General features: G+C 53.9%; 23 protein-coding genes and 1 pseudogene. 10 read left to right on the plus strand and 14 right to left on the minus strand.

What is annotated here, in order from left to right; all coding sequences use genetic code 11:
* The first annotated feature begins 2 nt into the window (after positions 1-2).
* The 4 genes from Q4606_RS09195 (at position 3) to Q4606_RS09210 (ending at position 2,698) form a co-directional block, all read left to right on the plus strand.
* A complete protein-coding gene (locus tag Q4606_RS09195) occupies positions 3-269 on the plus strand; it encodes a succinate dehydrogenase assembly factor 2 (RefSeq protein WP_303594029.1) in 267 nt (88 codons plus the stop codon).
* A complete protein-coding gene (locus tag Q4606_RS09200; protein WP_303607331.1) occupies positions 253-714 on the plus strand; it encodes a hypothetical protein in 462 nt (153 codons plus the stop codon). The genes Q4606_RS09195 and Q4606_RS09200 overlap by 17 nt, the downstream gene beginning before the upstream one ends.
* A gap of 21 nt (positions 715-735) precedes the next feature.
* Positions 736-1,746 (plus strand): folate-binding protein YgfZ, encoded by a 1,011-nt coding sequence (locus tag Q4606_RS09205; protein WP_303607332.1) that lies wholly within the window; start codon positions 736-738, stop codon positions 1,744-1,746.
* Positions 1,747-1,864: 118 nt separating this feature from the next.
* Entirely contained in the window at positions 1,865-2,698 is an 834-nt protein-coding gene (locus Q4606_RS09210) for an HDOD domain-containing protein (protein ID WP_303607333.1), read from the plus strand.
* Between the two features lie 4 nt (positions 2,699-2,702).
* On the opposite strand, the pseudogene ung reads toward Q4606_RS09210, so the two are convergent.
* The 13 genes and pseudogenes from ung to ffh form a co-directional block, all read right to left on the minus strand.
* A pseudogene (gene ung / locus Q4606_RS09215) lies at positions 2,703-3,416 on the minus strand (uracil-DNA glycosylase); the annotation flags it as partial.
* A gap of 2 nt (positions 3,417-3,418) precedes the next feature.
* Positions 3,419-4,951, minus strand: a complete 1,533-nt coding sequence (gene lysS, locus Q4606_RS09220; RefSeq protein WP_303607334.1) for a lysine--tRNA ligase — start codon at positions 4,949-4,951, stop codon at positions 3,419-3,421.
* 53 nt (positions 4,952-5,004) lie between these two features.
* A protein-coding gene (gene prfB, locus Q4606_RS09225; RefSeq protein WP_303594039.1) for a peptide chain release factor 2 occupies positions 5,005-6,100 on the minus strand; the annotation gives its coding sequence in 2 pieces (ribosomal slippage) (positions 5,005-6,027 and positions 6,029-6,100; 1,095 coding nt in all).
* Between the two features lie 393 nt (positions 6,101-6,493).
* The gene (recJ, locus tag Q4606_RS09230) at positions 6,494-8,227 is read right to left on the minus strand and encodes a single-stranded-DNA-specific exonuclease RecJ (RefSeq protein ID WP_303594040.1); all 1,734 of its coding nucleotides are present in this window, start codon (positions 8,225-8,227) and stop codon (positions 6,494-6,496) included.
* Between the two features lie 6 nt (positions 8,228-8,233).
* Entirely contained in the window at positions 8,234-9,634 is a 1,401-nt protein-coding gene (gene thrC / locus Q4606_RS09235; protein WP_303607335.1) for a threonine synthase, read from the minus strand.
* A 26-nt stretch (positions 9,635-9,660) separates the two neighbouring features.
* Positions 9,661-10,962: a homoserine dehydrogenase gene (locus Q4606_RS09240; protein ID WP_303607336.1), complete on the minus strand. Its 1,302-nt coding sequence runs from the start codon at positions 10,960-10,962 to the stop codon at positions 9,661-9,663.
* Positions 10,963-11,136: 174 nt separating this feature from the next.
* Positions 11,137-11,868, minus strand: coding sequence for a DsbC family protein (locus tag Q4606_RS09245; RefSeq protein WP_303594044.1), 732 nt, complete (start codon positions 11,866-11,868; stop codon positions 11,137-11,139).
* Positions 11,869-12,013: 145 nt separating this feature from the next.
* Positions 12,014-12,916, minus strand: a complete 903-nt coding sequence (xerD, locus tag Q4606_RS09250) for a site-specific tyrosine recombinase XerD (protein WP_303607337.1) — start codon at positions 12,914-12,916, stop codon at positions 12,014-12,016.
* A 115-nt stretch (positions 12,917-13,031) separates the two neighbouring features.
* Positions 13,032-13,388 carry a 50S ribosomal protein L19 gene (rplS, locus tag Q4606_RS09255; RefSeq protein ID WP_303594046.1) on the minus strand — a complete coding sequence of 119 codons (357 nt, stop codon included), beginning with the start codon at positions 13,386-13,388 and terminating at the stop codon, positions 13,032-13,034.
* A gap of 25 nt (positions 13,389-13,413) precedes the next feature.
* Positions 13,414-14,172: a tRNA (guanosine(37)-N1)-methyltransferase TrmD gene (gene trmD / locus Q4606_RS09260; protein WP_303594047.1), complete on the minus strand. Its 759-nt coding sequence runs from the start codon at positions 14,170-14,172 to the stop codon at positions 13,414-13,416.
* Positions 14,173-14,175: 3 nt separating this feature from the next.
* Positions 14,176-14,703: a ribosome maturation factor RimM gene (rimM, locus tag Q4606_RS09265; RefSeq protein WP_303594048.1), complete on the minus strand. Its 528-nt coding sequence runs from the start codon at positions 14,701-14,703 to the stop codon at positions 14,176-14,178.
* 26 nt (positions 14,704-14,729) lie between these two features.
* Positions 14,730-14,969: a 30S ribosomal protein S16 gene (rpsP, locus tag Q4606_RS09270; RefSeq protein ID WP_303594049.1), complete on the minus strand. Its 240-nt coding sequence runs from the start codon at positions 14,967-14,969 to the stop codon at positions 14,730-14,732.
* A 165-nt stretch (positions 14,970-15,134) separates the two neighbouring features.
* A complete protein-coding gene (gene ffh / locus Q4606_RS09275; RefSeq protein WP_303594050.1) occupies positions 15,135-16,523 on the minus strand; it encodes a signal recognition particle protein in 1,389 nt (462 codons plus the stop codon).
* Between the two features lie 181 nt (positions 16,524-16,704).
* Between ffh and Q4606_RS09280 the strand changes: the two genes are divergently transcribed.
* The 5 genes from Q4606_RS09280 to Q4606_RS09300 all read left to right on the plus strand — a co-directional run bounded on the left by Q4606_RS09280 (position 16,705) and on the right by Q4606_RS09300 (position 22,882).
* Positions 16,705-17,511 (plus strand): inner membrane protein YpjD, encoded by an 807-nt coding sequence (locus tag Q4606_RS09280; RefSeq protein WP_303594052.1) that lies wholly within the window; start codon positions 16,705-16,707, stop codon positions 17,509-17,511.
* An 82-nt stretch (positions 17,512-17,593) separates the two neighbouring features.
* Positions 17,594-18,877, plus strand: coding sequence for an HlyC/CorC family transporter (locus tag Q4606_RS09285; RefSeq protein WP_303607338.1), 1,284 nt, complete (start codon positions 17,594-17,596; stop codon positions 18,875-18,877).
* Between the two features lie 152 nt (positions 18,878-19,029).
* Positions 19,030-19,632, plus strand: a complete 603-nt coding sequence (locus Q4606_RS09290) for a Yip1 family protein (RefSeq protein WP_303607339.1) — start codon at positions 19,030-19,032, stop codon at positions 19,630-19,632.
* A 217-nt stretch (positions 19,633-19,849) separates the two neighbouring features.
* Positions 19,850-22,048 (plus strand): DUF1631 domain-containing protein, encoded by a 2,199-nt coding sequence (locus Q4606_RS09295; RefSeq protein WP_303607340.1) that lies wholly within the window; start codon positions 19,850-19,852, stop codon positions 22,046-22,048.
* A gap of 84 nt (positions 22,049-22,132) precedes the next feature.
* Positions 22,133-22,882: a TonB family protein gene (locus Q4606_RS09300; RefSeq protein ID WP_303607341.1), complete on the plus strand. Its 750-nt coding sequence runs from the start codon at positions 22,133-22,135 to the stop codon at positions 22,880-22,882.
* A 16-nt stretch (positions 22,883-22,898) separates the two neighbouring features.
* Here Q4606_RS09300 and grxD read toward each other — a convergent pair whose 3' ends face one another.
* Positions 22,899-23,225 carry a Grx4 family monothiol glutaredoxin gene (gene grxD, locus Q4606_RS09305; RefSeq protein WP_303607342.1) on the minus strand — a complete coding sequence of 109 codons (327 nt, stop codon included), beginning with the start codon at positions 23,223-23,225 and terminating at the stop codon, positions 22,899-22,901.
* A gap of 243 nt (positions 23,226-23,468) precedes the next feature.
* Here grxD and argF point away from each other — a divergent pair, with 243 nt between their 5' ends.
* A complete protein-coding gene (argF, locus tag Q4606_RS09310) occupies positions 23,469-24,383 on the plus strand; it encodes an ornithine carbamoyltransferase (protein WP_303594063.1) in 915 nt (304 codons plus the stop codon).
* Position 24,384 lies beyond the last annotated feature (1 nt).

Consider the following 24,384-nt stretch of genomic DNA (forward strand, 5'->3'; position numbering starts at 1 on the left):
TTATGCAAGACACTCAAGCAGAAAACCCGGAGTTCAAACGCCTCTGGTGGCATAGCCGCCGCGGCATGCTGGAACTGGATGTCCTGCTGGTTCCGTTTCTGGAGGAAGCCTACCTTGATCTGGATGAAGAAGATCAGGAGCGCTACAAGAAACTTCTGAGCTGCGAGGACGCCGATATGTTCGAATGGTTCATGCAACGCAGCCGCCCTGACGATGCAGACCTGCAACGTATCGTTGACATGATCCTTAATCGTGTCCAGCCGGATTGATCTGACACTCTCGCGCTGTGCTGCAGCTGGCTGCCTGGCCGCTGCACCATGGCTGACCGCCTTCACTTTCGCCCTGATTGCTGGTACAGCCGGCAAGAACTGGATGTTCATATTAGCCCCACTGGCCCTCGCGGGCGCGATCTTTCAGTATCGATTAAATGGATTACTGGCAGGACCATCGGCCGTTCTCGGCCTTCACCAGGAACAGGGCACCCTCTATGCACGCCTTGGAAACGGGCGGATTCTGGCTGTGAACGCGAGTCCCGCAAGCCGTATCTGCTCAAATGTGGCACTCTTGAAACTGGAGCCCACCACCTCCACATCGTCTACATACCCGGTTGTGTTACTCTCAGGAAAACGGATTGCGGGTAACGTATCCGAAGATCAGTTTCGTCGCCTGAGAATGCGGCTCCGACTGGGCCGCACCCAGCATTCATTTGAATAGTCTTCTGCCCGGAGTTTTCCCATGACTGGTACAGAAACACCTGTTTCAGCCACGCCCGTTTATACATCAGCCGAGATTCCGACGCCGGCCACAGGCCGCACTCTATTGACCAACCGCATTCTGGTTCGCATCTCCGGGCCGGGCACTGACAAATTCCTGCAAGGCCAACTCAGCCAGAACCTTGAAGACGTCAAACTCGGCACATCACCGCGCGCCGCAGGCGCAACACCCAAGGGCCGTGCCTACTGCCTGACTCGACTGGTACGTGATGGGGACGACGTTCTGATGGACCTCCCAGCCGAGCTGGCAGAACCCATCATGGCTCACTTGCGCAAATATATGATGCTGTTTCGCGGCACGTCTATGACAGTAGAGGATGAGGGGCAAATCATCGGTCTACTGGGCGATGAAGCCGCGTCGGCACTTGCCGGAGAAGAGATGCGTAAACTGGTATCGCCCGGGGATACTCTCCCGCTCGATTCCGGCTTTCTGATCCGTACAGAAGATACAGCAGAAGGGCTGTCCCGATTTGAAGCCTGGCAACCCGTCGCAGGCGGTCTGAAGCTGGATTCCATTCCGGAGAAAACGCTTGCGGACTGGCAGGCATCCGAAATTGCGGCAGGCGTGCCGATGCTCAGTGCAGCCACCAGCGAATCCTACGTACCGCAGATGCTCAATTGGCAACATCTCGGCGGAGTGCATTTCAAAAAAGGCTGTTATACCGGCCAGGAAGTTATTGCCCGGATGCACTTTCTCGGACAACTCAAAAAGAGCCTGTTCCGCTTCCACATGGTGAATGCCAGCTCTGTACCCACACCGGGAACACTCATCATGGCAGGCGAACGATCAGTTGGCGAGGTCGTCAACGCAGTCGGGTTCAGTGATGGGTCTTGCCAGCTGCTTGCGGTGGTCCGACATGACAGCGCCCATGGCCAACTTATCGCTGAAGGCCAACCAGATGCCTTTTTGCAACTGCAGCCTTTGCCATATAGCGTTACCGAACGTGAAGATGGCGCAACCAACGATACATAAGTTGACAGGCAAGCCTGCGAAAATTTGCTATAAATAGATCTTATTATTCTGACCTTCGGGGTGTCAGGCCTGTGCAAATAAGCCTCTCCCGAACTGCCAAGCGGATCCTTATCGAGCCATGTCGAATATTGCCGAAACCATCAAAGCGGACCTTACTGCCGCGATTGAGAACGATAAACTGATACTCCCTACCCTGCCCGAAGCTGCGCTTCAGGTGCGCGAGATCGCCGAATCTGAAGACTCAGCCATTGGTGATCTGGTTAAGGTTATCAGCAATGATACGGCTCTCTCTGCACGCATTATCCGCGTTTGCAACAGCCCGCTTTTCCGGGGCAACCGAGCGATAGAGAACCTGAATATGGCAGTAAGCAGGCTTGGCATGGCTTACACCAGCAGTCTGGCCATGGGCCTGGCCATGCAGCAGATGTTCCAGGCAACCTCGGACATGATCGACAAGCGCCTGCGCGCAACCTGGCAAACCAGTACCGAAGTTGCGGGGGTTTGCCACGTACTGGCCCAGCACTACACAAAACTGAAACCGGATCAGGCCACCCTTGCCGGTTTGGTGCACCTGATTGGCGTACTGCCGATTTTGCGCTACGTGGAAGACGAAGATGTGCAGATCAGCAGCATAATGCTGGATAACGTTATTGAGCAGCTGCACCCTAGAATCGGAGCAGCCATTCTCAAAAAGTGGGACTTCCCGAAAGAACTGCAAAATGTTCCGCTGGAATACGCCAACTTCAAGAGAGAAATACCTTCAGCCGACTACGCCGACCTGGTTATGGTGGCTAACCTTCAGCTGATTGCAGACTCTGAGCATAATTGGGCACAGATGGACTGGACTGCCATTTCAGCTTTTGATCGTCTTGGCCTTGATCCGAATATCGACATGAGCGAAGAAGAAGACCTGAACGCTCAAATGGAAGCTGCCATGGCCTTGCTTCAATAGCCGATATCAGGTCTGCCTTGGAGGGCAGCGCCCAGTTTACGGGCTCCTGCCCTCGCTCCTGGAGCCACTCATTGGCCCGGGAGAAGTGCTGGCAACCGAAGAATCCGCGGTAGGCGCTCAGGGGTGACGGATGCGGCCCCTCCAGTACCAAATGCTTGCTGCGATCAATGTACCGCCCCTTCTTGCGGGCATAACTACCCCAAAGCAGAAATACAACACCCTCACACTCGCGATTTACCGTTTCGATCACTCGGTCTGTAAACGTCTCCCAACCTTTTCCCTGATGCGCACCAGCCTGACCCTGAACCACCGTAAGCACACTGTTGAGCAGTAACACGCCCTGCTCCGCCCAAGGTTGCAGGCAACCGTGGTCCGGCCGCGCAATACCCAGATCGCTCTGGATTTCTTTGAACATGTTGACGAGCGACGGCGGCACGGGAACGTCCGGCCTGACTGAAAAGCACAGGCCATGGGCCTGACCTGGGCCGTGATAGGGGTCCTGACCAAGAATAACAACACGCACCTTTTCCAGAGGCGTGCTGTTCAAGGCGTTAAAACAATGGGAGCTGTCCGGGAAGAGAACCTTCCCGGCACTTTCTTCGGCAGCCAGAAACTCTGCCAACACCTGCATGTAGGGCTGGCTAAATTCCGTTCCGAGGTGTTCTTTCCAGCCCCGGTCGGGCCTGAGATGGCTAGCCAGTACCTCAACCGGGTGCATGGTTATTCCTCCGACTTGGAGCTCTCAGCTTTATGCTCGGGGCGCATAGCCGGGAACAGGATAACGTCGCGAATGGATGGAGAATTGGTCAGCAGCATAGCCAGCCGATCAATGCCGATGCCCTCACCCGCCGTTGGTGGCAAGCCATACTCCAGCGCCATCACATAGTCTTCATCGTAGAACATAGCCTCGTCGTCGCCGGCATCTTTCTCGGCAACCTGAGCCTGGAAGCGCTCAGCCTGGTCTTCGGCATCGTTAAGCTCTGAAAAGCCGTTGGCGATCTCACGACCACCCACAAAAAACTCGAAGCGCTCGGTCACAAATGGGTTGCTGTCTTTGCAGCGCGCAAGCGGCGACACTTCTTTAGGGTATTCGGTGATGAACGTAGGCTGCATCAGGCGATGCTCTGCGGTCGCTTCAAAGATCTCGATTTGAATCTTGCCCAGACCCCAGCCGTTTTTCACATGGATACCCAGATCTTTTGCAACCTGGCGCGCGGAAGATTCATCCGCTAATTGCTCGGCAGTGACATCCGGAGAGAAACGCAAGATGGCATCGACCACCGTCAAGCGCTCAAAAGGCTTGCCGAAGTCGTACTCGATGGACTCTTCTGTGCCATCGGCCAGCATCCGGGTATTCACCACCGTGGTGCTGCCCAGTACCTGCTCAGCAATTGTGCGCAGCATGTCTTCGGTAAGATCCATCAGATCGTTGTAATCGGCATATGCCTGATAGAATTCCACCATGGTAAATTCGGGATTATGACGGGTAGAAAGCCCTTCGTTCCGGAAGTTACGGTTTATCTCGAACACCCGTTCAAAGCCACCTACAACCAGGCGCTTCAGGTACAGTTCCGGCGCAATGCGCAGGTACATGTCCATACTAAGCGCATTGTGATGGGTAACAAACGGCCGCGCAGTTGCGCCACCGGGAATTACCTGCAACATGGGAGTTTCCACTTCCATGAAGTCGCGGTCAGCAAAAAACTGGCGCATGGCGGTAATGATTTTAGAGCGGGCCAGGAATACCCGGCGACTGTCCTCGTTCACCATCAAATCCACGTACCGCTGACGGTAACGGGCTTCAGTATCGGTCAGGCCTTTGTGCTTCTCCGGCAGCGGACGCAGAGACTTGGTGAGCAAAACATACTCATCCATGGTCACATACAGATCGCCCTTGCCGGATTTGCACAAGGTACCCCGCACACCCACGATATCACCCAGATCCCAGTGCTTGGTGTCTTTCTGCACGTCTTTAGTGGCATAAATCTGCATGCGGCCGGTCATGTCCTGGACCACCTTGAATGCCTTACGGTCAAGCATCATACGGCCCGCGATGGCCGCCTTGATCCCCATAGACTCCAGCTCTTCCTTGCTATATTCACCGTATTTAGCCTGCAATTCTGCTGCAGTGACATCACGACGGAAGTCATTGGGGAACGGATTGCCACCTTCACGCAGCTCTGCCAGCTTGGCACGGCGCTCAGCAATCAGCCTGTTGTCCTCTTGCGGTGCATTCTTGGTGTGTTCAGTCATGTTGGCTCACTAAAAAATCAGGGGTGTCCGGGTTGGCGTGGTAATGGCGCTGGTTACAGCGCCATTTTCAGGCTGGCTTCAATAAACTTGTCGATATCACCATCCAACACCGCCTGGGTGTTGCTGGTTTCAACCTTGGTACGCAAATCCTTGATGCGGCCATCATCCAGAACGTAAGAACGAATCTGGCTACCCCATCCAATGTCAGACTTTGCATCCTCGGCCTTTTGCTTCTCGGCATTACGCTCCAGCATCTCACGCTCATAAAGCTTTGCCTTAAGCTGCTTCATGGCCTGATCCTTGTTCTGATGCTGGCTTCGACCAGCCTGACAGGCCACAACAACGCCCGTAGGGTTGTGGGTCAGACGCACCGCAGATTCTGTCCGGTTAACGTGCTGACCACCGGCGCCAGAGGCACGGTAAACATCCACTCGAAGATCTGCAGGATTGATTTCAATCTCGAAACTGTCATCCACTTCGGGCGACACAAACACCGAAGAAAAAGAAGTGTGGCGACGGTTGCCGGAATCGAACGGCGACTTGCGAACCAGACGATGAACGCCGGTCTCAGTGCGCGCCCAACCGAACGCGTACTCGCCCTGAATATGGATGGTGGCACTCTTCACACCCGCCACATCACCTTCTTGCAATTCTACAATCTCTGTCTTGAAGCCACGACTCTCAGCCCAGCGCAGGTACATGCGCAGAAGCATATTCGCCCAGTCCTGTGCCTCAGTGCCGCCAGACCCTGCCTGAATTTCCAGGTAGGCACTGTTGGCGTCCATCTCGCCGGAAAACATGCGCCGGAACTCAAGCTTTTCGAGTTTGACATCGAGAGTCTGAAGATCGGATTCGATCTCGGTTACCGTATCTGCATCGTCTTCCTCTACAGCCATTTCCAGCAGGCTTTCTGCATCGGAAAGACCGGTTGTAAGGTTGTCGATGGTACTGACAATCAGATCAAGATCAGAACGCTCTTTACCCAGCGCCTGCGCGCGCTCTGGATCATCCCACACAGTGGGCATTTCCATCTCACGCTCTACTTCTACTAGCCGCTCACTACGCTGATCGTAGTCAAAGATACCCCCTGAGCGCTTCAGTACGCTCACGAAGCTCTTTAATCTTCGTCACAATGGGATTAACTTCCATAAGAACACTACTCAATGTTGGAAAATGATGCGTAAAAACAGTGGCGGGATTCTACCCGAATTTTAACGGTAAATCAGCCGTTGCCGCCTAGTTTGGCGCAAGCGCTGATCAGGAACGGCCTGCCGGGAGACGCTGTGAATACGTCCCTGTAAGCTTGACGAAAACATCCATGTTTTCGACACTCCCCGCAGGCCGCTCCTGACCAGCGCCCGATGTTGGGAGCAAACTGCATGCTACCAAACATAGTTATCCACTGTTGACCTACCCGCGCTTTCAAATCGGTTAGGGGGCGGGGGCTCTTTTCTGCCGGAAAAAGATGTCTGAGCGCAGCGAGTTGCTTTTTCCAGAAGAAAAGAGCTCCCGCCTCCTGACCAGCCTCCAAAACCAGACAAGCTAGGAAAGCGGCTCCAGATAATCTACTAACAGCTGAAGATTAGTCCGCCCCCGAAACGTATTGGCATCAGGCTTATAAACCACCCGTGCACCTGTGCGCGTGTAATCAGGAACCTCCGGCCCGGTATTGAACGCTATAGCGTCAATGATGCCGCTGCCATCTGCTGGCTGCAAAACCAGCTTCAAATGATTTTCGCCAACAATACGCTGGCTGACCACTTTGAACTCACCGTCAAACAAAGGCTCTGGAAAATGCTGCCCCCAGGGACCCGCACGTTTCAGTAACGCCGCTGTTTCCAGAGAAAGCTCATCAGAACTAAGAGGGCCATCAGTCGTGATGGCAGCCTCAAGATCTGCGGCAGTGAGAGCATCCCGAACAGCCCGATCGAAGGCTTCGGAAAATGCATCCAGATCGCTCCGGGCCAAAGTCATGCCAGCGGCCATAGCGTGACCACCGTATTTGTGCATCATCCCCGGGTGGCGAGAATCGACGACCGCCAGCACATCGCGGATATGCAGCCCCGGAATTGAACGGGCAGAACCTTTTATGTCCACACCGTTTTCGTCTGGCGCAAAAGCAATCGTTGGCCTGTGAGTCTGCTCCCGTATCCGGGCTGCAAGAATGCCGATCACGCCCTGGTGCCAATCCTCATCGAACAAAGCCAGCCCCCAGGGCAGTCCTTCCAGGTCCAGCGACATGGAGGCGAGCAAATCCTGCGCCTGCGTCTTCATGTCTTTTTCAATGGTGCGCCGTTCCCGGTTAAAAGTATCGAGTTCACGGGCAAGACGCCGGGCTTCGTCCGGGCTATCGGCCAGCAGGCAGGCTATGCCAACACTCATGTCGTCCAGCCGGCCGGCTGCATTGAGGCGTGGACCAACCACAAACCCGAGATCCGTTGAGCTGATGTTTGCGTGTTCGCGGCCAGCCACTTCAAGCAGTGCGAGAATTCCCGGGCGGGCTTCGCCCTGACGGATTCGGCGCAGGCCCTGCTCAACGAAGATGCGGTTGTTATGATCCAGCGGCACAACATCAGCTACTGTGCCTAGTGCAACCAGGTCCAGAAGCGCCCCCAGATTGGGCTCAGGTTGGGGCAGGCGCCCTGCTTCCCTCAACTTTTTACGCAGCGCCGTGAGCACATAAAACATCACGCCTACGCCGGCGGCGTTTTTGCTCAGGAAGGCACAACCGGGCTGATTGGGATTTACTATCGCATCGGCGTCCGGCAGCGTTTCGCCGGCCAGATGGTGATCCGTAACCACCACCTTGATACCCAGTTTCTTCGCCGCGCTTACACCTTCGATGGCAGAGATTCCGTTATCCACCGTCACCATAAGATCCGGCAACTCCCCTTCATCCCGTAGACGTTCGATAATCCCCGGGGTCAATCCGTACCCATCCGCAAAGCGACTGGGCACCCGGAAATCAACGCTCCGCAGCCCAAGCATGGAAAGCCCAAGCATCGCTACCGCAGTACTTGTCGCGCCATCAGCATCGAAATCACCAAGCACAAGCACCCGCTGGTTGCTGGCAATGGCGTCCGCCAATAGCTCAACTGCACGATCAATGCCACGCAGTTTGAAGGGTGAGGCAAGATGTCGAAGGGTATAGCTTAACTGTTCGTCAGAGCTAACGCCGCGGGCGGCATACAGACGGCGGAGCAAGGGAGGCAGGTCTTGCCCCCAGCCCGGAGTGTTATCCGGGCTGGGGCGACGCAGGATCTTTTTGGGTGTCATACTTGGTCAGGCATTCTTCCAGTGCTTGGCAATAAATGCCTGCACACCCGCCCGATCGTTATCAAGCACGGTATAGCGCTCTTCGCGATCAAAAAGATCGGCCATATGCGGCGGAAGCTCAGGCTTCACAGTCAGCCCGGAGTCGACGATCGCATCCGGGAATTTGGCCGGGTGAGCAGTTCCAAGTGTGATCATCGGCACCTGGAGATCCCGACGACAAGCGCGAGCTGCATGCACGCCGATGGCCGTGTGCGGATCCAGCAGGTATTCATTCTGCTCATAAACTTCACGGATGGTGTCACAGGTAGTTTTGTCATCAACTGCAGCACTGTCGAAGAGCTTGCGGGCGTGCTTCCAACGGTAGTCTTCGATACTCACCGGACCTTTCGCGGCATTATCCAGCAACTGTTTAACCGCCAGCCCGTCCCGGCCGTGCAGATCAAACAGCAAGCGTTCAAAGTTGCTGGACACCATGATATCCATGCTTGGCGAAAGCGTGTGCTCAAGCTGATGCTGCTCGTACTTGTTACCGCTCATGAAGCGATGGAGGATGTCGTTCTTGTTGGTCGCGATAACCAGCTGAGATACGGGCAGACCCATTTTCCGTGCCAGATAGCCGGCAAAGATATCCCCGAAGTTACCGGTAGGTACGGAGAACGCCATGCTGCGATCAGGGCCACCAAGTGCCAACGAGGCATGAAAGTAATAAACGATCTGAGCCATGATGCGGGCCCAGTTGATCGAATTAACCGCCGCCAGTCTGGCTTTACCACCCAGAAACGACTGATCGCTGAAACTTTCCTTGACCATGCGCTGACAGTCATCAAAATTGCCCCGAATGGCAAGGTTATGAATATTGTCACCCTTAACCGTAGTCATCTGACGGCGCTGTACTTCAGATACTCGCTCGAAGGGATGCAAAATAAAAATATCCACATGCTCGCAGCGACGGCAACCTTCGATGGCCGCAGATCCGGTATCCCCGGAGGTAGCACCCATAATCACGGCATGCTCTTTGCGCTTTCCAAGCACATAATCCAACAGGCGACCCAATAACTGCAGCGCAAAGTCCTTGAATGCCAATGTGGGTCCGCGGAAAAGCTCCATCACCCACTCATTGGTATCAAGCTGGACCAGCGGAGCGACAGCCTTGTGCGCAAAAACACTGTAGGTTTCATCCAGCATCTGCCGAAAATCAGCCTCGGGAATGGCCTCTTCCACAAACGGGAACATGATATTGAACGCAAGCTCGGTGTACGGAAGCCCCCGCCAACTGCGGATTTCTTCCAGACTGAAGTGCGGGAGCGATTCCGGAACATAAAGGCCACCGTCCGGTGCCAGACCGGTGAGCAGAACGTCTTCAAAGCCCAGTGCGGGGGCTTCTCCCCGCGTACTGATATATCTCACGTGCGTACCTGTCAGTTATAGTTTTTTCAGTTGAAATTTTCGGCGCGAATGCGAACCACCGGGCCATCGGTATCAGAGAGCAATTCCAGCTCTTCGATAGCACGGTTGATCTGTCGTTCCTGCACTGTATGGGTGAGGATTATGATGGGAATGCGGCCATCTTTAACCTCGGACTCTTTCTGCATGATCGACTCGATGTTGATGCCATGCTCACTCAGTATCGAGGCTATCTTGGCCAGCACACCCGGGCGGTCCAGAGCGGTTATGCGAAGGAAATAGGCAGACTGTATGTCTTCCATGGAAAGCACATTCAGATCGTCCAACGCACCCGGCACAAACCCGAGATACGGCACCCGTAACGAGCTCTCACTCGCCACAATTCGGGCAACATCTACAACATCTGCAATCACAGCCGAAGCCGTTGCTTCATCACCGGCACCCGGCCCGTAATACATGGTCTGGCCGACCGCATCGCCATCCACAAGAACGGCGTTCAGAACACCATCAACCTGGGCAATAAGGTGACTCTGGGGAACCAGGGTCGGGTGTACACGAAGCTCAATACCCTCTTCCCGACGACGAGCGATGCCCAGGTGCTTGATGCGATAACCAAGCTGTTCCGCATGAGCAATATCGTAGGGCGTGATCTGCGAAATCCCTTCGGTAAAGGCTTTTTCAAACTGAAGAGGAACACCAAAGCCTGCAGAAGCGAGAATGGTCAGCTTGTGTGCAGCGTCGATACCCTCAACATCAAAGGTGGGATCCGCTTCCGCGTAACCAAGATCCTGGGCCTCTTTGAGAACCTCGGCAAAGGGCCGACCCGCACGCATTTCTGTAAGGATGTAATTGCCCGTGCCGTTGATAATCCCTGCAATCCAATCAATGCGGTTCCCAGCCAGGCCTTCTCGGATAGCCTTCATTACGGGGATACCACCGGCAACACCGGCTTCATAAGCGACCACAACTCCGGCCTTTTCTGCAGCGTCAAAAATCTCGTTGCCGTGGACAGCAATCAGAGCCTTGTTCGCAGTAACCACATGCTTGCCATTGCGGATAGCTGAAAGCACAAGCTCCCGCGCTGTCTCATAGCCGCCAATAAGTTCGACAACCACGTTAACTTCAGGATCGTTCACCACGTCGAATATCTCGGTGCTGAAGGCGACGCTGCCAAGATCTATATCGTCACGACTGCGGCGACTGGCTACCCGGGTAATCCGGATATTACAGCCCGCACGGCCAGCAATAATTGCGGCGTTGCGAGTCAATACATTGAATGTACCGCCGCCAACGGTTCCCAGTCCGCAGATTCCGACATTGACGTCTTTCAAGCTCTCACCTCTGATCCCGAAGGGGTGCTGATGAATTGTAGATTGCAGCATTGCTATTTCGCGACGCTGAAAGGCCGCACAGTATACCGGTTCAGGGCTCGCTGAATAAGCCCTGAACCGAAAGCTTGTCACATAAGCGTGACGGCTCGTAGTGCACTGCCGTTCGAAAAGGCCTTAGAGCAGACCCAGCCCCTCGGCAAGGTTCTTCGCAGGCACATAACCACGCACAATATTGCCATCCTCCAGCACAATAGCCGGAGTACCGGTTACACCTACGCGCTGACCAAGCTCAAACTGCTCGAGCACCGGATTTTCACAGGTAGCCGCCGCAACCGCATCACCGGCTTTGGCAGCGTCCATCGCTGATTCCTTATCTTCTGCACACCAGACAGACACATACTTCACGAACGATGGCTGGCCCGGCCCTGAGCGCGGATACGCATAGTAATTCACTGTAATTCCGTAATCGTTAAGCTGCGGAACTTCGTCGTGAAGCTTGCGGCAATACGGGCAGTCAATGTCGGTAAACACATCAATCACCACTTTCTCGTCACTGGCCTTGTAACTGATAACGCCTTCATCGCCATAGCTTTCCATGATCTCGTGACGATCCGCAGCTCTTGCCGCTTCCGTAACGTTCGCGATGCCAGTGCTGGTAACTTTGAGCAAGTCCCCGGTCAGCAGGTACTGGCCATCCTGCGTTGTATAGATGGTATCGCCGTTGTTGCTCTGGACTTCATAAAGCCCCTTCGCTTCGGATTCCTTCACAGACAATACTTTCAACCCCGGAACGGCACTGGAAAGGCGCTCGCTGATACGGTCTTCTACATCACCCGCAACACTGAAGGGTGAACCCAACACGCCAGCCACCATCACGGCCACCATAAAAAAACGTTTTACATTCATTCTGGCAAACACACCTTTTCAGTAGGGTACTTAATCAAGCTTGCGGAAACACTCACACTAGCCAGGAAACAATCAAAAAAACCAACTCTGCGACACCAAGCCGCCACAAAAGTTCAAAGCGCTACCTTACCTAATAATCTCAGGTTCAACCACGAGGATGATGGGCCTGGTGCAAGGATTGCAGGCGCTGACGCGCCACATGGGTGTAAATCTGCGTTGTCGAAAGATCCGAATGACCCAGCAACATCTGAACTACACGCAAGTCGGCACCATGGTTAAGCAGATGGGTTGCAAAGGCATGCCTGAGCGTATGGGGGGAGAGATGCTTGCGGATACCTGTACGGATGGCGTAATGCCGCACCCGGTGCCAGAAGGTTTGCCGGGTCATCGCAGTCGGCCGATTGCCAGGAAACAGCGCATCACAGGCCCGACCCTTCAGCAGTTCAGGGCGCCCCTCTTTCATATACAGTTCAAGCCAGTCCACTGCCTCTTCACCCAAGGGAACCAGACGCTCCTTATCGCCTTTACCGGTAACGCGTATAACACCCTGGCGGAGATTTACCTGGTCAACACGCAAACCTGTAAGCTCAGACACCCGCAAGCCACAGCCGTAGAGAATCTCCAGCATAGCTTTGTCCCGCTGCTCAATCGGTAAGTCGGGATCAGGTTCTGCCAGGAGAGCGTCTACTTCCTCTTCGGTCAGGGAGTCCGGTAATCGTCTCGGCAGGCGTGGGCTGTCTATGCGCAACGTGGGGTCCTCAGCGACCAACCGTTCCCGAAGTAAAAACCGGTAAAACCGGCGAATTCCCGAGAGCCGACGGGCCGCCGTTGACGTTTTTATGCCCTCAGCGAGCCCGTTGGCCATCCACGCCAGCAAATCCGTCCGTCGCACCTCCGTCAGAAGGGGCTGCCCAGGCTGACCTTCCAGCCAGACGACTAACCGCTGCAGGTCGCTACAATATGCCTGCCGGGTTTTCTCACCCAGGCCGTCCTCAAGCCAGACTGCATCAACAAATCGGACAATTACCGCTTCATCCTCTGGTCTCACCCCGTAGCCCTCTGGCAACTCTATATTCACAAAGGTACATTCTGGCTCGCCAGAAACAAAAAAGGCAGCCCTAAGGCTGCCTTTTTCACTGCAAGGTTGCTCAGCACATGGCTGATCAGCCCAGCTTTTCCTTGATACGTGCTGCCTTACCAGAAAGGTCACGCAAGTAGTAAAGCTTGGCTTGACGCACGTCACCACGACGCTTCACTGAAATGCTGTCGATCAGCTTGGAGAAGGTCTGGAACGTACGCTCAACGCCGACGCCGTAAGAAATTTTACGCACGGTGAACGACGAGTTCATGCCACGGTTACGCTTACCAATAACAACGCCTTCGAACGCCTGCAGACGTTCACGGTTGCCTTCAGTAACACGAACCTGAATAACCACGGTGTCACCCGGCGCAAACGCGGGGACTTCCTTGGTCATCTGTTCTGTTTCGAGTTGATTGATGATGTTGTTCTTGCCGCTCATCGTAATGCTCCTGATACCCAATCTTTTAATGCCCTGATGATTCAGAGGCACACGGTTCGTTTAAAATCTCACCCAGTAGCTCACGCTCTTCGCCCGTAAGCACCCGCTTTTCCAACAGGTCGGGGCGTCGCTCCCAGGTTCGCCTCAGCGACTGCTTGAGTCGCCAACGCCGGATCTGATCATGGTGACCGCCCAACAAAATATCCGGCACCGCCTGACCTTCGTATACTTCGGGCCGGGTGTAGTGCGGACAATCCAGCAAACCGTCAGCAAAAGAATCCTGCTCTGCCGACTGCGCATGACCCAGCGCTCCGGGGATGAGGCGTGTAACCGCATCAATGACAACCATAGCTGCCAGTTCGCCACCAGAGAGTACAAAGTCTCCCAGTGATATTTCCCGGTCGACTTCTGCCGTTATCAGGCGCTCATCAACACCTTCATATCGACCTGCTACCAGAATCAAATGTTCTTCTGCAGCAAGCGACTCAACAACAGCCTGACTCAGAGTTTCGCCTTGAGGCGAAAGATAAACCACGCAAGCTTTCCCAGGCGCAGCTTCTTTCGCTGCGTGAATGGCATCCCTTAGCGGCTGAATTTTCATCAGCATGCCGGGGCCGCCACCGTAAGGCCTGTCGTCAACAGTACGGTGACGATCATGGGTGAACTCGCGAGGGTTCCAGCTATTAACGGTCAAAAGACCGTCGCGCACTGCCCTGCTTGTTATCCCGTAATCTGTTACCGCCTGGAACATCTCTGGAAACAGGCTTACTGCACCAATCCACACCCGTCAGAACTCCGGATCCCAGTCTACGACCATTTTACGCTCTGCCAGATCTACTTCCCGGACAACCTTATCAGGAAGATAGGGAATCAAGCGCTCGCGCTGATCAATGGAGCCTGCTGTAGCATGCACCACCAAGACATCATTGGAACCGGTTTCTATCAGGTGATCCACACGACCGAAGCATTCACCCTCAACCGTGAACACATCAAGACCCTGTAACTGAAGCCAGTAAAACTCCCCTTCGGGGAGCTCGGGCAACTCAGCAGTCGGGACCTTGACCTCGGCCCCACAATAAGTGCGAGCCAGCTCACGATCGTTAATACCTTTAAGCCTGACAACGATCGCCTGCCCTTGGCGACGACCTTCCTCAAGCTTTGCAGGAATACGTTTGCCGTCCAGATCAAGAACCCAGTCGGTATAGTTCAGTATTCCTTCTCTGGGGTCGGTGAAGGAAAAAACCTTGAGCCACCCTTTAACCCCAAATACCGAGGTAATCCGACCGACTACAGTTTCCTGAGGATTCTGCGTCATACAACAACCCCGGTGGTCAGTAAAACTTACACAGCAGCCTTGAGCAATTGCGCAACGCGATCACTGGTTTGTGCACCCTGGCCAATCCAGAAATCTACACGGTCGCGATCAACACGAAGGCGCTCTTCCTGACCGCGGGCGATCGGGTTAAAAAATCCAACGCGCTCAATGAAGGCGCCGTCGCGTGCTCTGCGACTGTCGGTTACTGTCAGATGATAGAACGGGCGCTTCTTGGAACCGCCACGAGCCAAACGGATTGTTACCATTTAACCAATATCCTGTTCTGTTAATACGAACTTTGTACGTTTCACGCCTACCACAATGGTGGTTAACGCGGAGACCCATACTCGAAAGGGGCGCTATTCTATGCTAAATGCGCTTCAAAGAAAACAGGGAAACAGACTGTTTCTAGGTTTTCCGTGTAAGGCTTTTTACATACGACCAAACGGAGGCATCCCACCGCCGCCACCGCCCGGCGGCATCATACCACCCAGACCGCGCATCATATTCGCCATACCGCCCTTTTTGCTGAACTTTTTCATCATCTTCTGCATCTGCTTATGCTGCTTGAGCAGACGATTCACATCCTGTATCTGCGTACCGGAGCCAGTCGCAATCCGGCGCTTGCGGGAGTTGTTGATGACATCCGGGTAACGGCGCTCCTTTGCGGTCATCGAACAAATAATCGCTTCCAGCTGCCCCATCGATTTATCGTTAACCTGCTGCTGGGCAGCCTGAGCCATCTGCCCCATGCCCGGCAGCTTGTCCATCAAGCCACCGATTCCACCCATACTCTTCATTTGCTGAAGCTGGTCACGGAAGTCCTCAAGATCAAAACTTTTGCCTTTTTTGATCTTTTTGGTGAGCTTCTGCGCCTTTTTCTGATCGAGCTTGCGCTCGGCCTCTTCAATAAGAGAGAGCACGTCGCCCATACCAAGAATGCGCGACGCCACCCGATCCGGATGAAACGGCTCAAGAGCGTCGGTTTTTTCGCCAACACCAAGAAACTTGATGGGTTTGCCGGTAATGTGCCGCACAGACAGTGCCGCACCGCCGCGGGCATCACCATCGGTCTTTGTCAGCACTACGCCAGTCAGCGGCAAAGCGTCGTTAAATGCCTTGGCCGTGTTTGCAGCATCCTGACCTGTCATGGCATCAACCACAAACAGGGTTTCAACCGGCTTGACGGCTTTATGCAAGCGACCGATCTCGCCCATCATTTGTTCATCAACGTGCAAACGCCCGGCGGTATCCAGAATCACTACATCAATGTGCTTCTTGCGGGCGGCGGCAACCGCGCCTTCAGCGATGGTGACAGGATCCTGGTCAGCACTGCTGGGGAAAAACTCAACACCCACTTCACCTGCCAGGGTTTCCAGCTGCTTGATAGCCGCCGGGCGATAGACGTCAGCACTCACTACCATGACCGATTTTTTCTGTCGCTCTTTCAAGAAACGCGACAGTTTTGCAACCGTAGTCGTTTTACCCGCGCCCTGAAGGCCGGCCATCATAACTACCGCGGGCGGCTGAACGGCAAGATTGAGGGTTTCATTCCCCTCACCCATTACCCGCTCCAGCTCCTGCTGGACAACCTTTACAAACACCTGTCCCGGGGTAAGGCTGCGCTGGACTTCCTGACCAATGGCGCGCTGCCGGACGCCCTCAACAAAGTCTTTTACCACCGGCAGGGCAACGTCTGCCTCAAGCAGCGCCATGCGCACTTCCCGGAGAGTGTCCTTTATATTGTCGTCGGTGAGCCGCGCCTGACCGGAAATCTTGCGCAGGCTACCGGAAAGTCGGTCTTGGAGGTTTTCAAACATGTTGCTCTTCCGTACCCCGGATAAATTGAGTGCACAAACCTCAGAGCCGGCTTCGGCTCCTTGATTCCTGTTGCATAATCGCGACATTATAACCAGACTATCGTCCTGAAACGACCAACCCGGTCAAATCGGCAGCTATGCCTGCCGATCTCCAGCCAGCACAGTGGTTTATAAGGAAGTCATGGGAACGCTGATTCTCGCGGTCACCGCTCTTTTTCTGTACAGCGTCGGCACCGCCTTGCAGGCGCTTCATTTTCGTGGACGCGTGCACAGCAACATTGCCATTACGACACTTATCGGCATGCTGGCTCTTACCGCCCACGGAGTTTTGATAACCCAGACTATTCTCCACGATGGCGGTGTCGACTTCGGCTTGTTCAAAAGCTCGGTACTGATTTCCTGGCTAATCGTTTTCCTTTTACTGGGACTCAACCTCAAAAAGCCGGTTCAAAGCCTCTTTCTGGGGGTCTATCCTCTAGCAGCCCTGACCATCATCATGGCATTGGTCACGCACACACCCTCGCGGGTGGTTTCTGATGAGAGCTATGGCGTACTTTCTCACATCGCACTGTCAGTTACAGCCTACAGCCTGTTTTCTCTGGCGGCTATACAGGCGACCCTGCTTTATTTCCAGAACCGCCAACTGAAGCGCAACTATAACAGCTCGATATTGCGCAACCTGCCACCACTGCAAACCATGGAATCCCTGCTTTTTGAAATGCTATGGGCAGGCGTTGTCATGCTTATTCTCGCCATCGTGACGGGCGCCATTTTTATAGAAAACCTGTTTGCCCAGAATCTTGCCCACAAAACTATATTCTCGCTGCTGTCACTGCTGGTTTTCGTCGCACTGCTTGTAGGGCGTTATACAAAAGGCTGGCGCGGCATGACTGCAAGCCGCTGGACACTGGCCGGGTGCGCCCTGCTTATGGTGGCCTTCTATGGCAGCAAGTTTGCCATCGAACTGGTATTCCAGAAGGGCGGTTAATATCCCGCCCTTAACATCTTGACACCAGACACAATCACAACCTACTTTCGCTACTTGTCAGCAACATAAGGACACCCCTGGTTTGGACGGTACATCGCTTACTGCGCTGTCGATTATTCTCGTCGGGCTGATCATGCTGTCGGCATTTTTCTCCAGCTCTGAAACCGGCATGATGTCACTCAACCGGTATCGCCTCAAACACATGGCGAAAACCGGCCATAAAGGCGCAAAACGGGCACAGGGGTTGCTGCAGCGCACCGATCAACTTATCGGCATCATTCTTATTGGCAACAACTTCGTCAATATCCTGGCGTCGTCTATCGCCACGGTCATTGCAATCCGCATTTGGGGCGATGCCGGCATAGCCATTGCGACATTGCTCCTGACGATCGTTATCCTTATTTTTGCCGAAGTCACACCCAAGACCCTGGCCTCCCTGTTTCCGGAAAAAATCGCATTCCCGGCGAGCTACGTGCTCGGCCCGCTCCTGAAGGTTCTATACCCGATCGTTTGGGCCGTGAACCTGTTCACAGGAGCCATCCTGAGAATTTTGAGAATTTCTCCGAATGACGCGGCCAGCGACCACCTGAGCCGGGAAGAGCTAAGAACTCTGGTGAACGAAGCCGGCGCACTGATTCCAGCGAAGCACAAAGATATGCTTGTGAGCATCCTGGACCTGGAGAAAGTGACGGTAAACGACATCATGGTGCCGCGAAACGAAGTCTCCGGCATAGACCTGGACGACGACACGGACACTATTTTGCGCCAACTGAGGAACAGCCAGCATACCCGACTGCCGGTTTTCAAAGGCGACATCAATGACATTCAGGGCATTCTGCACCTACGCAGCGCAACCAAATTGCTGCAAGAGCAAGAAATCAATAAAGCCATGATCATGCAGCTCTGCCAGGAACCCTACTTCATTCCTGAAAGTACCCCGCTGAACACTCAGCTCATCAACTTCCAGAAAGGCAAGCGTCGTTTCGGGATAGTTGTGGACGAATATGGCGATGTACTCGGGCTCGCTACCCTGGAGGACATTCTCGAAGAGATTGTTGGCGAGTTCACAACGGATTATGCGGCGACGAGTCCCGACATCATTCCGCAGGAGGACGGCACCTTCATTATTGACGGCACGACCGCCGTACGCACCATCAACAAGACTCTGGGATGGAAACTGCCTACAGACGGGCCGAAAACCTTGAACGGCCTTATTACAGAAACCCTTGAAAATATTCCGGACACCAACGTTTGCATGAAAGTAGACGGGCACCGGGTCGAAGTTCTCCAAATCAAGGACAATGTTGTAAAAGCAGCGATCGTACATCCGAAAAAGCGCAAAAAACGCGCGCTATCCATGGCCTGACAATGCCCTTTCCGGTCAGGTTTGATAGACGTTCCGGTTATAGCGCAGCCTCTTCTTGGAAGATCAAAATTTAACCATCTCCTTGACGCATATCAAACTACCACCAACACTGAGGGTGAGTTCAAAAAATAATAATCGCAAGGAGCTTGTCCATGAGTCTGACACATACCTTTGGCCTTCTGACCCACCCTGACGAGCAGTGGGAGGCGATTCGAAAAGAATCCGAATCTGTTACTCGCCTATACACGGGACACGTATTACTTCTCGCACTTATACCTGCTCTTGCAGGCTTCATCGGAACCACTCAAGTAGGCTGGCAAATCGGTGATGGCCAAGTTACGCGCCTCTCGGTCGATAGCGCGCTTAGCCTGTCCGTGCTGTTCTACGCGGCCATGCTGGCCGGCATCTTCATTCTCGGCAAGTTCATTGATTTTTTTGCAGCAACTTACGACGCGGCGGATCAGGCACCAAGGGGGGTTACAATGGCCGCCTACACCGCCACACCCATGTTCCTGATAGGCGTTATCGCGGCTTACCCGAACATCTGGGTAAATATGCTGGCCGGGCTCGTTGCTATCGCGTACGCGGTGTACCTGCTTTATGAAGGCCTACCCATCCTGATGAAAATTCCGGAAGAGCGCGGATTCATGTTTGCCACAGCCGTACTTACCGTAGGGCTTGTGATGTTTGTTGCACTACTTGCTATCAGCGTCGTGATCTGGAGCGTAGGAATCGGTCCGATTTACGTATCATGAAGGTTAGAGCCCGGCATTCGTGTCAGTAAACCAGAAAGGGTGCTCCATGGGAGCACCCTTTATTTTTTAGAATAAGCACTCGGGTTAGTTTTTATTCATGTTAACGCAACCCAAAATGCGGTAAATTTAATCTATAATCAAGAATCAGCCCTATAATCAAAAAATAGATAGTCAAGCTCGGTCATGTACCCGGTTGAGCCGTAAACAGGAGTCGGCCATGAATAAGCAGTCCGGCATACATTACCTCCGTGAGCACAGAGAGGCAGGAAGCAACCAGCCGGTTCCTGTGGAGGTCACACGCATCCGCGACACCGTTGTTGCCGGATTGGGTGACCTGTTGCAAGGCGCTTTTGATGCCGTTGATGATTCGCTGTTCGAGCTGGCCAACAACGCCCGCAGCAACAATGAACAGAATCGCTATTTTGAAGCCATGCGGGAAATTCGCATCAAGCGAAAAGGTGTAGAGCGCCACTTCCAGAATACAGTTGCGCAGTTTTTTTCCAACCCACCTCATACTGGCTCATTTCAAGAAGACGCCCTTGGGCGGCAGGCAAATGCGGACAACCTCGCACTGGTCGGTAATGATGACCTCGAAGAACAGGTTGCGCTGAACGCCATGATCACCAAAGCCAAGGCGCATTTTCAGGGGCCTCTTTTGCAGCTCCAGACCCGCTTCAGCCAGGTCTACGAAGGCGCTACTGACGAAGCGCCGGTAAACCCCATGGCGCCAGAGCACCTGTGCAGTGCCTTTACTGAAGCCATTCAGGCCCTGGAAATTCAGATCCGCGAACGCTTAATCCTGCTCAAGCAGTTTGATCGATACGTTGTATCCAACCTGGGCATGCTTCTGGATGAAGCGAACAGAATTCTTATTCAGGCAGGTGTTATCCCGAATTTCCGTTATCACGGCAAAACCGGAGAACAGCACGTTGCACCTGACGGCCAATCGACCGCCCAGGCTCCGGACGGGTCAGAGGAAAACCGCCGGGAGGCCACAGAAGGCAGCAATGCCGTCTTTGAACAGATTCATCAGTTACTGGCCCGTCAGCGGGCGAACGCAGGTATACCATCCCGGCAGAATGATCCAAATATTCGGATTATCGGGGGGAATGAACTGGCAAGCTTGCTGGCATCATTGCCCTTCTCTACTCAGGATACTGAAACAGGAAACAACCTCAGCGAAGGTGAGCCGCTTACCATTGATGTTCGCGATGTGGTGCACCAGATTCTTGCCCAGGCTAATACCAGCGATGGCAAAAAGCCCGCACTCAAAGAGGTCGATGAGGATCTGATCAACCTTGTTTCCATGCTTTTTGAGTTCATCCTCGATGACTACAATCTCTCTGCCCCGGTTCAGGTTCTGATAAGCAGACTGCAGATACCTATCCTCAAGGTCGTCATAAAAGATAAGAGCTTTTTCAGCAAGACCACACACCCTGCGCGAAAGCTGCTTAACGCTCTTGCCCGTGCAGGCATTGGCTGGAGCAACAGCGACGAGAAAGCCAGAGACAAGCTTTACGATAAGATTCACGGGATCGTGCAGAGGATCCTTAACGAGTTCGACGGAGACATCGTCTTATTTGAAACACTTAACGATGAGTTTGAAGAATTTCTGGCCCGGGAAAATCGTAAAGCATCTCTCGTAGAACAACGTACTCGTGAATCAGAGCGGGGGCGCATCAAGTCCCAGAAAGCACAGGAACTGGTAGACCGGGTGATCAAAGAACGCGTAGCCCGTTATCGGCTACCGGAGCCTACTTATAACATTCTGGTCAATGGCTGGAGCCGCGTTATGTTCCTGGCCTATCTTCGTGACGACGTGGAGCACCGCTGGCAGGAAAGCGTGAAAGTTGTTGATGACCTGATCTGGTGCCTCCATCCACATCAGGAAGACGCAGAAAGGGATCAGTGGGTTCGCGTTGTGCCCGGCCTCCTCAAGTCACTGCGCGCTGGGCTGGAAGAGGTTTCGTATAACGCCTCGAAACTTGACCAGACCATGAGCCAGCTCAAGCACGAACTGGCGGAGGCCTTCCGTGCGAGCTCCAGTGCAGAGCTTGTTGAGGAATCTCCGACACAGGAGCCTGAGCAGGATGACCTCAAGAGCCATATGCAGCCTCAGCCCGAGGATGCGGCCATCGCTGAGTTTGTTGCACAGATCGACGGCATCGAGATAGGCAATTGGGTGGAGTTCCGTCTGGTAAATGGGGCAAGTTTCCGGTGCAAGCTCTCGGCGATCATTGAAGAAGCCGACTGCTTCGTCTTTGTTAATCGCATGGGCCTGAAAGTCATTGAAAAGACACGCGTTGAACTTGCCCACGAAATGCGGCGTGGAAGAATGACTCTGCTGGAACAAGGCGCATTCATTGATCGGGCACTGGACGCCGTTGTCGGCTCCCTGCGCAGCAAAACTGCCTGAACCGGCGCGGATCCTCGGTTAACCTGAGGGTCCGCAGATTCGGCGCAGCTGATCATCCGGTAATAATGGAGTAACCTGAGGTCAATGCTGGAACATGGCAGCAACAATAGCCTTCCGGCGAAGTATCGGATCGCGCTCGCCCTATCAACCGCTTTCCTGATTCACACGCTGTTGCTATCTGGCATTCCTTACGTCGTTCCGGATCCTCCAGTCAATCACCGACAGCAACTCGAACTCGAACTGGTCGCAGCGGGCATTGCTCCCGAGACCGCGCCATCTGTCTATACGACAGACCGAGACGGGAAAAACCTCGTGCGCAATCCACCATTTGAGGCTACGCCAGACCAAAGCGAACCATCGCAGCAAAAACCCGTGCTGACAGCCAACCGCTCTGAGCAAAAGACCACCGCAGCTGAACTCGCGAAGCCCGCAACACCCTCACGCCCTGCACACAAGCCATCAAAATCTGGCGCCCGCAAGCAGTCGCCAGACAGCCAAAGCAAAGAAAACACGACCAGGATTACGCAATCGCCTTCCGAACAGGATCCTTACCTGATCAAACTTGCCATGCACCTGGCTACGCAGCTTGAAAGCCGGCGCATACCTGCCATCAGGGAATTGACTCATTCGCACAGCATGGAGATGGAACTTCGTCTACTGGGGAATGGCGCACTTACCAGAGTGAGAGTAATCAAATCGACAGGTATCGAGCAGATAGATACCGCAGCATACCGGGCCGCGCTTGCTGCCAGCCCCTACCCTGAACCACCGCCCGATGAGAACGGAAAGAGCCGCTTCGAAGTTAAACTGGTGTTTGCTCCGTCGCGGCTCTGAAAAGCAGAAAAGATAATCAGGCTTCAGTCTGTTTGGCAGCCTCTTTGACCAGCTTCGCCAACTCACCGTTCTCAGACATTTCCATAATAATGTCACAGCCACCTACCAACTCGCCGTTAACATACAGCTGAGGGTAAGTAGGCCAGCTTGAATAAACTTTCAGGCCTTCGCGCAACTCCTGATTATCAAGAATATTAACGAATGCAAAGCGCTCGCCGCACGCCATCAGAGCCTGTGACGTTTTGGCAGAAAAACCACACTGAGGAGCCTGGGGCGACCCCTTCATGTATAGGATAATCGTGTTTTCCGAGAGCTGCGATTTAATGGTTTCGTTGATGTCCATGAACATTCACCTTTAATTGAAAACGGAACAGTGTCTTGCGCTTTCTTACGCTGTTGCATCTGATCTATTGAAAACCATTGTACACTTCTGGCGAGCCCCTCAACAAACTCTGCAATTTGACGCAGAGCAAGCCCCCAAACCGCAGCGTTGTCATCAATGGCGCGAAGGGCTAGACTTGATGCCCCCTTTTTTCATCAATAACTTTTCACTCATCCAAGGCTTCATTACGGTAAGGGCCATCCTATGGCAGCAAGGCATTTTCTGACACTGAATGACATGACCACCAACGAGCTGGAGAGCCTTGTGGATCATGGAACCAGGCTCCGGAACGAATGGCGCCAAGGCAAGGTAAGGGACTCACTTAAAAATCGCGTGCTGGCGATGATTTTTGAAAAGTCCTCAACTCGCACCCGAGTCTCGTTCGAAGCGGGTATGACCCAACTGGGTGGCTCTGCAATGTTTCTTTCTCCACGGGACACGCAGTTGGGCCGCGGGGAACCTATAGAAGACTCTGCGATCGTCATCTCCAGCATGGTGGATGCCGTGATGATCCGCACCTTTGCTCATGAAACCGTTGAAAAGTTTGCAAAAGCATCACGGGCACCGGTTATCAACGCGTTGACCGATGATTTCCACCCCTGCCAGTTGTTGGCCGATATGCAGACTTACCGCGAGCATCGCGGCAGCATTAGAGGCGCCACGGTGGCCTGGATTGGTGATGGCAATAATATGTGTCACTCCTACATTAATGCAGCCACGCAGTTCGATTTTCACCTGAACATCGCAACGCCCGAAGGTTACGAGCCAGATCCAGAACTGGTGAAGGCCCACAGTGACCGAGTCACACTCATGCGTGAGCCAGCGGACGCTGCGCGCAACGCAAACCTGCTGGTTACCGATGTATGGGCTTCGATGGGCCAGGAAGATGAACAGAAGGCCCGCGAGAAAGCGTTCAGCAACTATCAGATCAACCAGGCGCTGATGGCTGTAGCGGAAAAAGACGCACTGCTTATGCACTGTCTGCCCGCTCACCGTGGTGAGGAAATTTCTGCTGATATGATAGAGCACCCGAATTCCGTCATCTGGGACGAAGCCGAAAACCGGCTTCACGCCCAGAAAGCCCTGCTGGAATTCCTGATCCTGAACCGCCTGGACTAAG

This window comes from Marinobacter sp. 1_MG-2023 (assembly GCF_030549045.1).
In the GTDB taxonomy this organism is placed as follows: Bacteria; Pseudomonadota; Gammaproteobacteria; order Pseudomonadales; family Oleiphilaceae; genus Marinobacter.

Bases quoted from the DNA above. Each gene is read 5' to 3' on its own strand.
- ffh (WP_303594050.1), bottom strand. From the start codon at position 16,523: ATGTTTGAAAACCTCCAAGACCGACTTTCCGGTAGCCTGCGCAAGATT.
- rplS (WP_303594046.1), bottom strand. From the start codon at position 13,388: ATGAGCGGCAAGAACAACATCATCAATCAACTCGAAACAGAACAGATG.
- Q4606_RS09245 (WP_303594044.1), bottom strand. From the start codon at position 11,868: ATGAATGTAAAACGTTTTTTTATGGTGGCCGTGATGGTGGCTGGCGTG.
- Q4606_RS09300 (WP_303607341.1), top strand. From the start codon at position 22,133: ATGCTGGAACATGGCAGCAACAATAGCCTTCCGGCGAAGTATCGGATC.
- lysS (WP_303607334.1), bottom strand. From the start codon at position 4,951: ATGACTGAACACACCAAGAATGCACCGCAAGAGGACAACAGGCTGATT.
- Q4606_RS09195 (WP_303594029.1), top strand. From the start codon at position 3: ATGCAAGACACTCAAGCAGAAAACCCGGAGTTCAAACGCCTCTGGTGG.
- argF (WP_303594063.1), top strand. From the start codon at position 23,469: ATGGCAGCAAGGCATTTTCTGACACTGAATGACATGACCACCAACGAG.
- Q4606_RS09210 (WP_303607333.1), top strand. From the start codon at position 1,865: ATGTCGAATATTGCCGAAACCATCAAAGCGGACCTTACTGCCGCGATT.
- Q4606_RS09280 (WP_303594052.1), top strand. From the start codon at position 16,705: ATGGGAACGCTGATTCTCGCGGTCACCGCTCTTTTTCTGTACAGCGTC.
- rimM (WP_303594048.1), bottom strand. From the start codon at position 14,703: ATGACGCAGAATCCTCAGGAAACTGTAGTCGGTCGGATTACCTCGGTA.
- rpsP (WP_303594049.1), bottom strand. From the start codon at position 14,969: ATGGTAACAATCCGTTTGGCTCGTGGCGGTTCCAAGAAGCGCCCGTTC.
- grxD (WP_303607342.1), bottom strand. From the start codon at position 23,225: ATGGACATCAACGAAACCATTAAATCGCAGCTCTCGGAAAACACGATT.
- Q4606_RS09205 (WP_303607332.1), top strand. From the start codon at position 736: ATGACTGGTACAGAAACACCTGTTTCAGCCACGCCCGTTTATACATCA.
- recJ (WP_303594040.1), bottom strand. From the start codon at position 8,227: ATGACACCCAAAAAGATCCTGCGTCGCCCCAGCCCGGATAACACTCCG.
- Q4606_RS09295 (WP_303607340.1), top strand. From the start codon at position 19,850: ATGAATAAGCAGTCCGGCATACATTACCTCCGTGAGCACAGAGAGGCA.
- Q4606_RS09290 (WP_303607339.1), top strand. From the start codon at position 19,030: ATGAGTCTGACACATACCTTTGGCCTTCTGACCCACCCTGACGAGCAG.